Here is a 12,873-nt window from a genome sequence, read left to right as displayed (position 1 = left end):
CATAGTCCGCCAAATTAGACGCAGATGTCGCGTCGTACGCTGCCTGGCCTCGACATGGAGCCGTGGACGCGACGCGAATTACCCGCGCCACTTATCGGTTGGCGTGGCTTTTTGACATGGATCGCAGGGTGGCTGCCGACGCCACCTTCGATAGGCGCGACGCTGGCCAGGAAGGAGAGCGGGCATGCGGCAACCCAAGATCGCTATCGTCGGGGCAGGCCTGGTTGGCGGCTCGGCGGCCCTGTTTGCTGCCCTGGCGATCCCAAGCGCGGAGATCGTCCTGGTCGACATCGAGAGAGTTCGCGCCGAGGGACAAGCGCTCGATCTCATCCACGCCGCCGCATTCTGGGGTCACAACCGCTTCACTGCCGGTGATCTCGACGATGCACAAGACGCCGACATCATCGTGATCACGGCCGGCGCCGGGGTGAAGCCCGGTCAGACCCGTCTGGACCTGGCGAAAACCAATGCGGATGTGGCCCTCGAAATTGTCGGACGCACCGCGCCGCTTGCCCCGAATGCCATCTACCTGGTCGCTTCCAATCCTTGCGACGTCATAGCCGGGGTCGTACTTGACCGACTGCAATGCGCGCCGGCACGCGTCATCAGCACCGGCACCACCCTGGACACCGGCCGGCTGCGCGCACTGCTTTCAGAACGACTGGGGGTGGTCGCGCCTGCGATTCACGCCTATGTCATTGGCGAGCATGGCGAATCGGCGGTCATCGATTGGTCCGGGGCGACCGTATCCGGCATGCCACTGGAAACCTTCCTGACCAGGACGGGCAAGGAGCTTGGCCCCGCCAGTCGCGACCTGGTGTTGCGCTCGGTACATGAGTCCGCCAAGCTCATCAAGGAAGGCAAGGGCGCCACGCACTACGGCATCGCCAGTTCGATTGGCCGAATCTGCGAGGCCATCGTTCACAACACCGATCAAGTTCTCACCGTCGCCATCGTGCACCCCGAGGTCGAAGGCGTCGCAACGGTATGTCTGTCCTTGCCAACCGTGGTCAACGGCAGCGGCGCACGGTTGCTGGCATATCCGGAACTCGGCCCCGACGAACGTGCGGCCCTGCAACGCAGTGCGCGCATCGTGAAAGAGGCGACTGACAGCGTGCTCCGGGGCCGGTAGCCCATTTTTATCAGTGCACCGGACCGGCCGCATCCGCAGCGAACCAGGAGGTTCATCATGGCCATCTCTCCCCCCAAGGACTCCCCGGCCGGAAGTTCCCCGACCAGCAAGGCATCGCCCCCGGCGGGGCATTTGAGCAAGGCGTGGCGTTTACTGGTGCCGGTGGGACTTGGCATCGTCCTGTGGTACCTGCCGTCACCGGATGGCCTCCAGCTCAAAGCCTGGCACATGTTCGCCGTGTTCGTGGCAACCATTGCCGGCATCATGACGGCGCCCTTGCCAATGTCGGCGGTGGCCCTTATTGGTTCCACGGTGGGCGTGCTCGTCGGCGTACTCGCCTTTTCCGACGTCACCAAATCGACGGGGACAGATCTGGTCTGGCTGGTGATGCTCGCCTTCTTCATCTCGCGGGGCGTGATCAAGACCGGCCTCGGCCGCCGCATCGCCCTGATGTTCATGCGCCTGCTGGGCAAACGGACACTGGGACTCGGTTATGGCCTTGCGTTGACGGAGCTGATTATCTCGCCGGCGATGCCGAGCATCACCGCCCGCGCAGGTGGCGTGATGTTACCGATCACGCGGGCCATTTCGGAAATCCTTGGCAGCCATGCGAATGATCCGGAATCCCGCGGCAAGGTCGGCACCTATCTGATCCTTTGTGCCTTTCATGCCAACATCATCACAGCGGGCATGTTCATCACGGCCATGGCGGGCAACCCGCTGGCCGTCAAGCTTGCCGCGGATCAGGGCGTTTCCATTAGTTGGCTCGAATGGGCGGTGGCGGCCTCTGTCCCGGGCTTGCTGTGCCTGGCCATTATTCCCGTCGCCATGCTGTGGATTGCGCAGCCGCGCATCCGCGAGACGCCGGACGCGACCAGCCTCGCCCAGCGGGAGCTCTCCGCCATGGGGCCGATCTCCATCAAGGAGATCATCATGGCCGTCATCTTTATCGGTCTGCTTGTTCTCTGGATATTCGGAGAGGACATGAAAATCAGCGCGACACTCGCGGCGGCACTGGGTGTCTCGTTGCTCTTTCTCACCGGCGTGCTGACGTGGCAGGACGCCCTGGACGAGAAGGCGGCATGGGACACCATGATCTGGATCGGCCTCCTGATCATGCTGGCGTCCAAGCTCAATGAATACGGCATGGTGAGCTGGTTCGGCAAGGAGTTCGGCGCCCACCTGGAGGGGTATCACCGGCTTGCCGTCTACATGCTTGTGGCGGCGATCTACTGCTACGTGCACTACTTCTTTGCCAGTGCAACGGCGCACATCAGCGCATTGTTTCCATTGTCGATGGCGCTGATGGTTGCCGCCGGCATTCCGCCGTTCACTGCAGCCGTCGCACTCGGCATCCTGAGCAACATCAACGGTTGCCTGACGCAATACGGCATCGGCTCCGGTCCGGTCATGTTCGGCGCCGGGTATGTGTCGCAGGGGCAATGGTGGAAAGCCGGCTTCCTGATGAGCCTGATCTACATGTTCGTCTGGCTCGTCGTCGGCCCGCTGTGGTGGAAGATGCTGGGCCATGTTTGATGAGGACCAGCGTTTTTTTGCCGCCTGAAGGACGCGCCGCCAGGAAGACCCATGCATTCAAACCGACTTTCCGCCATGCGAGCGGTACAAGTCAGGCGTGCAGCCCTTCTCTCGACCGAAACTGCGCTGAAAGGCGTCCACTGACCGGAAGCCGCTCGCCGAGGCGATCTTCTCCTGCGGCCAGTCCGTTTGCAGAAGTAACGTCGTGGCCCGGTCCAATCTCGCCCGCATGACAAAGGCTGCAGGCGTGCTGCCGGTCTCCGCCACAAACGCCCTGGCCAGATTGCGCGGGCTCATAAGGACCCGCCGCGCCATCGCTTCGACCGAAAGATCGCCCGACAGGTTGTTCATGACCCAGGTCACCAACCCTCGCACGCGCGGCGTTGCGCCGGCCTGTGCCGCCAACGTGCGACTGTCCTGCGATTCGGTGCTGCCGCGCAGCATGTAGACGGCCAGATTGCGTGCGATCTCTATCGCCACGGGCTGACCCAGATCGGCGGCGATCATCGCGAGGGTCATGTCGAGCCCCGTAGTAACCCCAGCGGAAGTCCAGAGACCATCATCACACACGTAGATGGGGTCGTTCAGTACGTGGGCCTTGGGAAACATCGATTGCAGCATCGCGCACGCATTCCTGTGCGTCGTGCATTGCCTGCCGTCGAGAAGGCCGGCTGCCGCCAGCGCAAACGCACCTGTACAAACACTGGCCACGCGTCGGACCTCGGGGGCCATGCGCGCCACCCAGTCACCAACCCCTTGCTCGACAATGGCAGCACGCAAGGCAGGCTCATCGCCGCCTGCCACGATAAGGGTGTCGATGGGCGCCGCCACTGCGCTCAGGGCTTCGGTCGCGGCGATGGTCAGGCCAGCGTTGGTTCTGACATCCCCGCCGCTCGGCGAGGCGATCGTCAATCGATAGGCGCCCGCAACGTACTCGGCTGCCTTGCTCAGTGCACTGGCCGGGCCGGCTACGTCGATGGCCTCCACCCCGTCGAATGCCACCAAAACAACGTGGCGCGTCGACACCGCGCCGGTGCCAACGCTGGCAGAAGGTGCGGCAATGTTGTCCTTGCTCGCCATCAGCGTGCTCCGTACCCTGCGGGCATGTTCAGGATTTCGAGAGAATAGCGTGGCATTCCCGATCAGGTTCGTCTCGATCGTTGTGATGGCCAGTCTGCAGATGGCCAGTGGGTCGGCCCACGGCGGGGATTCTATCTCCGCCAGGGACATGCCGATCCCTTCCCCACGCCAGAAACAGCCCGTCATTGCCGTGCTTGCGCTTAACGAAGGGACGGAAACCACTGATTTTTTGGTGCCCTACGCCGTATTGCGCCGGGCAAACGTTGCCACCGTAGAGGCCGTGGCGTCAAAACCGGGACGCGTGAATCTGATGCCCGCCCTCGCCGTCCACCTGCCCAATGACGTGGCGTCTTTTGACAGCCGATATCCAAAGGGCGCGGACTACGTCATCGTGCCGGCGATGCATGCCGACAATGACCCCGTCATCATCGGCTGGATTCGCGCCCAGGCTGCCAAGGGTGCGGTAATCGTAGCGATATGCTCGGGCGCACTGGTGGTGGGCAACGCGGGACTTCTCGATCATCGTCGGTTCGCCGGGCACTGGTATGACAGGGCCACACTGCTTGACAGACATCCAGGTGCCATCCACGTGCCCGATCGCCGCTACGTTGCCGACCGCGGCATCATCTCGACAACGGGCGCCAGCGCATCCGTGCCGATCAGTGTGGCCATTGTCGAGGCCATTGCCGGCCGGGCGCGGGCGACATCGGTAGCCGCTTCGATTGGCGTGAGCGATTGGGGAACCACCCATGATGCCGCCCCATTCCGCATCGATGCGCGCCGCCTCCAGACGCTCATCATTAATACCCTCACGTTCTGGCGACACGAAACAATCGCGATTCCCGTGATGGACGGCATCGATGACATGCAGCTCGCGCTGGCAGCGGACGCCTGGTCTCGGACCTACAGATCAACGGCCGTCGCCGTAGCATCAGGTTCCGTACGGATGCGCAGCGGCTTGACGCTTGAGCCGGCATCGCCCGCTGCCCACGGTAACGCCTATCGGGTACGTTTGGCAGCCGACACATTGCCGGCCACGCAACTGCGCAGCACGTTGAGCGACATCGCGCAACGCTATGGTCACGCGACGCGCAAGCTGGTCGAACTCACTATGGAGTACGATGACAGCGGCGGCTTCTGACAACGTACGGGATCGACTCAGCCTCTTGACCCAGTAATATCCTACTCAGGTGGGCGCCAGCCAGGATCACCATGCGCGCACGGTAAGCGTCGCTACGGCGGTTCTCGAGGCAATGAAAGCCGTCGGCTTCATCTCGGACGCAGGCAACAACAAGAGGGAAATCTCATGACCGTCGTTGCGCAACTCTCGGATGTCCATGTGCGACCCAAAGGTTTGCTGTATCAAAACCTCGTGGATTCCAATGCAATGCTGGTGTCGGCCATAGAGGCCGTCAATCGCCTGCGGCCTGCCCCGGATGCCGTCCTGATTACCGGCGACCTGACCGACGACGGCTCCCCTGAGGCCTATGCCATGCTGAAAGCCATTCTGGGCAGGCTGGAACCTCGATACTTGCTGATGCCAGGCAATCACGACGACCGACGACATTTGCGAGAGGCTTTTCCCGGCCAGCCTTGGCCATCGGCATCAGAAGACGGCCCTCTCAACTTCGCCTTTGATATCGGCGCCGTTCGCTTCCTTGCCGTCGACTCCACCGTTCCGGGATTCCACCATGGTGCGCTGGATCGTTCGACGCTGGCGTGGCTTGATCACGAACTTGGTTCGAACAAGGCCAGACGGTGTGTCGTTGCCATGCATCATCCGCCGTTCAGCACCGGCATCCCCTATCTCGACAAGTACGGATTGCGCGATCTGACTCCCTTCCGCGATCTGATTTCTCGACACGACAATATCGACCGCATTATCGCGGGACATGTTCACCGTACGATGCAGACGCGCATCGGTGCAGTGCCGGTGTCAACGTGTCCGAGCACCACAACGCAGATTGCCCTGCGTGTCCATGACGACGCCCTGCCGGCCTCTTATTTGGAACCCGCCGCCTTCCTGCTGCACCGTTGGGCGCCGGATACGGGCGAGGGTGTCACGCACCTCAGCTACGTGGGCCAGTTCGAGGGGCCCTTCGCGTTTGCTTGAGCGATCTGGCGGGCGCGACGCCCCCACCGCGCTTGCAGCTGGTCGTGGCGCTGGTGCAGTCGCCCTCGCCAGGCGGCGCGGCGCGCGATGAACGAGATCGCGACTCACACGTAGACTTGCTGCCGACCGTAGATGGTGGCCCGCTTTTGGCGCCGATGAGCGGCCGACCGCCCTCTTTCGCGCCATATGTGAGCAATCACTCTCCGTTTGCTACCGGATTTGTATTCGACGTGTCCCAGATCCGCGACATCTGCGTCCATCGCGGCTGACAATTAATTGACGCGTATACGCATCGGTGTGACGTAAACTTCTTGCGGTTTACGTATACGGTCGCTATTCTACGGCCAACCATTTAATTGACGGAAAGCGTCTAAGTTTTGGGTTCAGCGCCGTTCAGGCGCTTCCGGGGCTTTCCAACGGATTCACGACTGTTATGGCACGCACGAGCTTACTGAAGGCAGAACTCCCGCGCCCAGACTTTTTAGACGACCACGGCCTGTCCATCGACGGGCTTGCGGCCGTTGCGGCGCAGGCTAACGACGTCTTTGGGCAAATTCGGGATGCCATGCTGGAACCTTACCCCCGTAAGATTCCGCCCTCGTTCACGAGCAGCCAGATCGCCACGCTTTGCGGGGTCGACAAGGCGCGCTTCCATTATCTTGCCACCAAAGGTGGTTTGCCGATGGGTACCTCACAGGGCAACGGCCGGGCGAAGGTCTTCAGCCTGGAAGATGCCATTACCTGGGTACGGCACGCTAACGGCAGAATGAAGCGACCCGACGGCCAGCGCGGGCGGATCGTCACGGTCGGCAACTTCAAGGGCGGTGTCGCCAAGACCACGACCGCGGTCTGCCTGGCGCAGGCTTTGACGCTGCTCGGCAGACGGGTCCTGATCGTCGACTGCGATCCGCAGGGCACGACAACCCAGCTTTGCGGTTGGGCCCCGGATGCCGAGATTGCCGAAGAACAGACGCTGCTGCCGCTGATCTATGGCGACCAGACGACGCTGGACTATGCCGTCCAGACGACCTATTGGCACAACCTGGATCTGATCCCGGCCTCGTCGGCACTGTTCGATGCGGAATTCGAGATTCCGTCGAAGGTGCTGTCCGAGTCGGGCTTCGAGTTCTGGGACATCCTGCGCAAGGCTCTGGTGCCGCTGTCCGAGCAGTACGACGTGATTGTCATCGACACGCCGCCTGCACTGAGCTACATCACGATCAATGCGCTGATTGCCTCGGATGGCATTCTGATGCCCTGCCCGCCTGACGGACTGGACTTTGCCAGCTCGACGCAGTTCTGGCACCTGTTCTCGGATATCGCAAAGAAACTGCCTGGCGTACTGGAATCCAAACGCTATGACTTCATCAACATCGTGCTCACCAAGGTGAAGCAGGATGCAGTGTCGCGGGTCGTGCGCGAGTGGATGGTCAAGGCCTACGGCAATCGTGTACTGAGCATCGAAATTCCCGAGTCATCGGTCCCCAAGGGCGCCTCGGCACAGCTGGCGACCGTCTATGACCTCTCCAAGCCCGACGGCAGCGTCGAAGCGTATCAGCGTTTCCGCGATCCGCTGGACAAGCTCGCCCTGCATATCGACGACCAGTTCGTCAGGGCGTGGACAGAAAGGAAGGAAGTATGAGAATCGGCGACAAGTTGTTGGCGAAGACCGCCAACATCGCAGTCAAATCCAATACGCCTAAATCCGAAGCCAACGAGCCCAAGACGTCGCCAGGCCGCATGCTGGCGGTGCAGTCTGCCGTGGCGGCGGCCGAACGCCGGGTTGCCGAGCTCGAAGCGAGCATCGGCAAGGCCGTCGAAGTCGCGCTCGACGAGATTACCGAAGTCCCCGGGCGTCGGCGCAAGCTTACGCCTGAACAGTATGCCGAGCTACGGGAGAACCTGCGTAATAACAAGCTGGTTCACCCGATCACGCTCGTCGTGCGCGGGGACGGCAAGAAGGAGCTCGTAGCCGGTCACAACCGGTTTTACGTCTTCAAGGAACTCGGCCGGGACGCGATCCCAGCGGTGTTTGCCGATCTCGCGGACGTCGAGCAGATCGAGGAAGCCGCGTTCTATTCGAACCTGCTCTCCCCGTCGCTGCCCGACTTCGAAAAGTACCTTGGGTTTCGGAAGCACCTCGATCGTACGGGCCGGTCGCAACAGGATATTGCGGCGGCTGCGGGCATTTCCGCAGGGCACCTGAGCAAGCTCTTCTCGTATGCACGTTTGCCCGAACCCGCCATCGCGGCGCTGGACGCGGCAGACGATCGTGGCCGCTTGGGCGTAAACGCGGCTTACGAGATGGCAACGTTTTTGGGCGAGCACCCGGACCAGGAAGCCGCGGTCACGGAGGTCGTAAAGAAGCTTCTGAGCGACGAGAAAGTCACGCAGAAGCAAGCGATCGCCCTTCTCCATGCGCGCGTGCGGCAAAGAGCTGTCGCCCCGGCGGCGGGTGAAACGCATCGGATCAAGGTGGGAACGCGTGAACTGTGTGCAGTGACGACCCGTAATGGGACGGTCACGCTGAAGTTCAAGAAGGCCGAGGATGCCCAGGCCTGGGAAAAGCGGGTGCGGGAGTTTATCGAGGCCAACGCCCAGACGGACAACTAAAAAGCAGAACTTCTGCCTTTTACAACCCATGAGAGAGTGAAGCGAATGAAGTAAACCGCGTTTTTGACACATCCCTCACCACAAAGACAAAGGCCTGGGCGGGAACCCAGGCCTCTGCTGAGATTCGGACGGGAATCCGAAACTCGGTTTGGTGGAGTTTGATAGCTCAAAACTCAACCTACACGTATCTACGGCGGGAACCGTGAACACGAGTCGCAACGAGTGTTCAGTGTAGCGAGTCATTTTGCCTAGTCAAGCTCCGGAGGGCGTTCGTCCTTGGAAAATCGGAGTCAGTATGACTATTGCGCAACGCTACGCGCCGGGCGAGGCTATTGCTCGCCCTTCTACCCTACCCCTCGCGCTCATCGAAGCCCGAGCCGCCGTATTCGATCCGCTTAATTGCCTGGACCTCGGGACTACCGCCCGCCGGGTCCTTTTTGGCATTCTGCGATTCTTCAATTTGTCTCGCCCCTCCTCGTCCATCTGGCCGCGCCGGGATTTGCTGCGCGCCGAGTCTCTACTCAACAGTGAATCGTCCCTCTATCGTGGCCTGGCCGATCTGGAGCGCCACGGTTACGTCGTTCGCGAGCAGATCCGTATTGCGCGCTCCGGGCGGTTCCACGTCTCGCCGGTTCGCCTCACAGAGAAGGCACAGATTCTCCTCGGCCTCGTCGGCAGGTCATCAAAAGAAGATAGGCGCCGAAAAGTTATCCACAAGGAACCGTCTCTCACAATGGAAGACGGCCAATATAAGGAACATACCAACAAGCAGAAGTCTTTACAGAATTCATTCGCAAGCGAGCCGCCGGCAGATATTGATTCGGTTTCCAAGGTACCGCTTTCGTTGACTTGGCTTCTCAAACTCGGATTGACTGCCCGAGCCGTGTTCTCGCTCATGAGCATTGCCAAGCGTCATGGCAAGCGACTTGAGGCCATTGCCACGGCATTCCGCGAACGCCTGTCGGCGCTTTCCAGCCGGGAGGCATACGCCTACATCCGGTCGCTTGCAGGGAAGGATCTGGACTTCGCTGCGATTGCCTCGGGCAAGGATGCGGCTATCCGCACTGCCACTGAGGCGCAAAGCGCGAGAAACCTTTTGAGTTCGATTCTCGCCAAGTCGCACGGGTTGACGGTCGTGAGACGCGACGGGACCAGCTTGGGGCGGATCGATGCGCATGCCCAGGTTGTCGTGGGGCAGGGTGGTTCGTTACCCCTGAATCTGCGCTTCGCGCTGGCTGTGCAAAAGGGGCAGGTGAGCATCCGACGGTCATCGCTCGGCTAGCATCGGTATCGAGTATGGCCATCAATGGGTGTCGGCTGCTGCCGCCGTGTTTTCAATTACTTCGTTGTGAGACGAACCTGGCGTTTGCTCTTGCATTCTATTTTTCGGATCAGTATCTGTGGCCGCGACGGCAAGTGACTGTCCAATTTGGCGGACGGATGACAGCACTAAGAGCTCTTGTTGGCTTTCTAGTAGAAAGCCAATTAAATCAACGACTTACCGAGAGCCGCCTTCCCGACGGGAGGCGTATATGTTCGAGAAACGTCAAGCGAGCGGTTCTAACCTCTTGATTTTTAATGGTTTCTATTGGAAAGGTGCCGCGCAGGTGGTCGGGGGCAGGTGGCCGCCGATGGGGGAGCGCCGTTCGGGGCCGGGGCCGCTGAGCAGAGCGCGGGGAAGAAGTACTGCGCCGCCCTCGGCTCACTCCTGGCGATCCGGGGCATTTTTGCTGGTATAGCAGACCCCGTTGGAAAGATGGCCAGGGCCGGGAAAGATGAGAGTGGCTTCGAGCCTAAACAGCCTCGGGTTGGCGGCAAAGCAGCTATGGTTGAATTTGTGGGAGCCGAGTGCAATCCTTGCCACCGTTCTGCGGTGAGCAGCGACGACCCGTGGCGAGCTGTGCAATGGTCATCCATGCCTTTTAGCTCCGACCTACCCGGCGCAGACAATTAACATATCCAAGTCGCCAAACACGAGCGCTATCACTGAGCGGCGGCGCTACTGACCGTCGGAAATCAACGTGCCGAAACAGCAGGCGAGGGGCGCATGTTGCGGGCCCATGTCGCAACACCGGCAAGATCGTCGGAAGTAGACCTCGCGCTCCGCTCGCCGCCACGCGCGCTTGCGGAGTGAAGAGCTACACCGGCCTCTTTGATATGGAGTCAGTCGATTCGCTCAGCAAACGTTGCATGGCCTGCACCGGGCTGATACCACTCCCGGCCCCGAAAAACTGTGCGCAGAGCAGCGAGACCATGCTCGAGTGCCCTGGCCGCATTCTGTTGTGCCGGTGTTGAGGCAATGGCCATGCCGGGTTGGTACCAGATGATTTACTGCAAAAGTCCTCGCCTTCGCCCAGCGCAAGGCGATAGCGACGATGCGGGTAGCAAATCAGGGGATTTGCCCAACGCCACACAGCGATAATCGACGTAACCCATTGTTTTCATTCCGAAAAATAGCGTTTCCGAAATGCGCCGGCCCGTTTTACGGGCTAAATAGCAATGTAAATTATTTTGGACCGATGACGGCACAGCTAGCGCCGGCCATGACAGGCTTTCATTGCATACTGCCTTCCGCCACTTCGGCCCACGGGCAACGTCTGACACCCGATGTTCCCCGCGCATAACCGTCACCACCGCGGTCGGCGTAATACTCTCTTTGCATAAGACCCACTCGGGCGGTGTAACTTCATACACTTCACGATACGCATGCTGCTGAGGGAGACGAGCCATGGCCGCCACATCGTTTCGTACCGAACACGACCTCATCGGGGACAAAGACGTCCCTTCGGATGCCTACTATGGCGTACACACCCTGCGGGCCGTTGAGAATTTTCCGATCACCGGCACACCCATCTCCATCTACCCGGAGTTAATCAAGGCGCTTGCGGCAATCAAGCAGGCGGCCGCCCTTGCCAACCATGAGTTGGGCCTCCTGGATGAGACACGATGCAACGCGATCGTGGACGCCTGCAAGGAAATCATCGCTGGTCATCTGCATGACCAATTCGTCGTGGACGTCATTCAAGGCGGAGCGGGCACCTCGACAAACATGAATGCCAACGAGGTCATCGCCAACCGTGCGCTGGAACTGCTTGGGCACCACAAAGGCGAATACGAGCATCTTCATCCCAACGAGCACGTCAACATCGGGCAAAGCACCAACGATGTCTATCCGAGTTCGCTAAAAATGGCGACGTGGTTTGGTATCGCTGGACTCATTGACGCGATGGCCACGCTGCGCAGCGCATTCGAAGCCAAGGCGGCGGAGTTCGCGCACATTATCAAGATGGGACGTACCCAACTGCAGGACGCCGTGCCGATGACGCTGGGTCAGGAGTTCAGTACGTACGCGGTGATGTTGGGTGAGGACGAGCAGCGCTTGCGTGAAGCATCAATGCTCATCTGCGAAATCAATCTGGGTGCCACCGCGATCGGTACGGGCATCACCGCGCACCCTTCCTACGCGCCCTTGGTCTTGCAGCGGCTTCGTGACATTACTGGCATCCCGCTGCAGACGGCTCCGAATCTGATCGAGGCAACGCAAGACTGTGGCGCCTTCGTGCAACTCTCGGGGGTGCTAAAGCGTGTAGCGGTAAAGCTATCGAAGACTTGCAATGACCTGCGCCTCCTGTCGAGCGGTCCACGGGCAGGTCTCAATGAGATTAACCTGCCACCGATGCAAGCAGGTTCCAGCATCATGCCTGGCAAGGTAAATCCCGTTATTCCAGAGGTCGTCAATCAGATCGCCTTTGAAGTCATTGGTAATGACGTCACCGTGACCTTCGCGGCAGAGGCAGGGCAGCTCCAGCTCAATGCGTTCGAGCCGATCATTGCCCATAGCCTCTTCAAAAGCGTGAGTCACCTGCGGAATGGTTGTTTGACGCTGGCAGAACGATGCGTCAAGGGCATTACCGCGAACGAGGAAAGGCTTCGCGCGATCGTGGAGAATTCCATCGGTATTGTGACGGCGTTGAACCCATATATTGGATACGCCAATGCGACTGCCGTCGCGCAGGAAGCGCATGCCACCGGTGGTAGCGTCTATGAGATCGTGCTGCAAAAGGGCTTGCTATCGAAAGAGGAGCTGGACCGGATTCTTCGACCTGAAACGCTGACGCAGCCTGTACCCCTGGGGACCAAGGATCCCTCGCGCTGAGCGGTTTCTTTTGTGCACGCCTGCCGAAGACATCTATGCTTCAGATATGTCTTCGGGGAACCCGTCTATGTCCGACACACTGAGATCTTGCACTGGTACAACGTGGTCTCGCGGTATGGCGACTGCGCTAGCGGTTGCCCTGCTTGCCACGACGATGGGTGGATGCGAGGGCGTTCCCAGGGATACCACCGCGACGCCGCCGCCGCCGCGTGAGTCGTTCACCCGCAGCGATGAAGTCTATCC

At 60.4% G+C, this 12,873-nt stretch carries 9 protein-coding genes; 8 read left to right on the top strand and 1 reads right to left on the bottom strand.

Features of this window, described 5'->3' with window-relative positions; genetic code table 11:
* Positions 1-184 precede the first annotated feature (184 nt).
* Together AC24R4_RS27440 and AC24R4_RS27435 are read left to right on the top strand one after the other, a co-directional pair.
* A complete protein-coding gene (locus tag AC24R4_RS27440) occupies positions 185-1,132 on the top strand; it encodes a lactate/malate family dehydrogenase (protein ID WP_487524028.1) in 948 nt (315 codons plus the stop codon).
* A 57-nt stretch (positions 1,133-1,189) separates the two neighbouring features.
* The gene (locus AC24R4_RS27435) at positions 1,190-2,668 is read left to right on the top strand and encodes a DASS family sodium-coupled anion symporter (protein ID WP_487524027.1); all 1,479 of its coding nucleotides are present in this window, start codon (positions 1,190-1,192) and stop codon (positions 2,666-2,668) included.
* Between the two features lie 57 nt (positions 2,669-2,725).
* Here AC24R4_RS27435 and AC24R4_RS27430 read toward each other — a convergent pair whose 3' ends face one another.
* Positions 2,726-3,748, bottom strand: coding sequence for a GlxA family transcriptional regulator (locus tag AC24R4_RS27430; RefSeq protein WP_487524026.1), 1,023 nt, complete (start codon positions 3,746-3,748; stop codon positions 2,726-2,728).
* Positions 3,749-3,797: 49 nt separating this feature from the next.
* Here AC24R4_RS27430 and AC24R4_RS27425 point away from each other — a divergent pair, with 49 nt between their 5' ends.
* The 6 genes from AC24R4_RS27425 to aspA all read left to right on the top strand — a co-directional run bounded on the left by AC24R4_RS27425 (position 3,798) and on the right by aspA (position 12,630).
* Entirely contained in the window at positions 3,798-4,889 is a 1,092-nt protein-coding gene (locus AC24R4_RS27425) for a DJ-1/PfpI family protein (RefSeq protein ID WP_487524025.1), read from the top strand.
* Between the two features lie 165 nt (positions 4,890-5,054).
* Entirely contained in the window at positions 5,055-5,861 is an 807-nt protein-coding gene (locus AC24R4_RS27420; protein WP_487524024.1) for a phosphodiesterase, read from the top strand.
* 433 nt (positions 5,862-6,294) lie between these two features.
* Positions 6,295-7,503, top strand: a complete 1,209-nt coding sequence (locus AC24R4_RS27415) for a ParA family protein (protein WP_487524023.1) — start codon at positions 6,295-6,297, stop codon at positions 7,501-7,503.
* On the top strand, positions 7,500-8,474 hold the full coding sequence (locus AC24R4_RS27410) for a ParB/RepB/Spo0J family partition protein (RefSeq protein ID WP_487524022.1): 975 nt from the start codon (positions 7,500-7,502) through the stop codon (positions 8,472-8,474). Before AC24R4_RS27415 ends, AC24R4_RS27410 begins: the two co-directional genes overlap by 4 nt.
* A 295-nt stretch (positions 8,475-8,769) precedes the next feature.
* A complete protein-coding gene (locus tag AC24R4_RS27405; protein WP_487524021.1) occupies positions 8,770-9,756 on the top strand; it encodes a hypothetical protein in 987 nt (328 codons plus the stop codon).
* Positions 9,757-11,202: 1,446 nt separating this feature from the next.
* Entirely contained in the window at positions 11,203-12,630 is a 1,428-nt protein-coding gene (gene aspA / locus AC24R4_RS27400; RefSeq protein ID WP_487524020.1) for an aspartate ammonia-lyase, read from the top strand.
* The last annotated feature ends 243 nt before the right edge of the window (positions 12,631-12,873 follow it).

Source organism: Cupriavidus sp. CER-90 (assembly GCF_057652055.1).
Note: the sequence above shows the minus strand (reverse complement) of the source record. Positions and strands in the feature narration are given on the sequence as shown.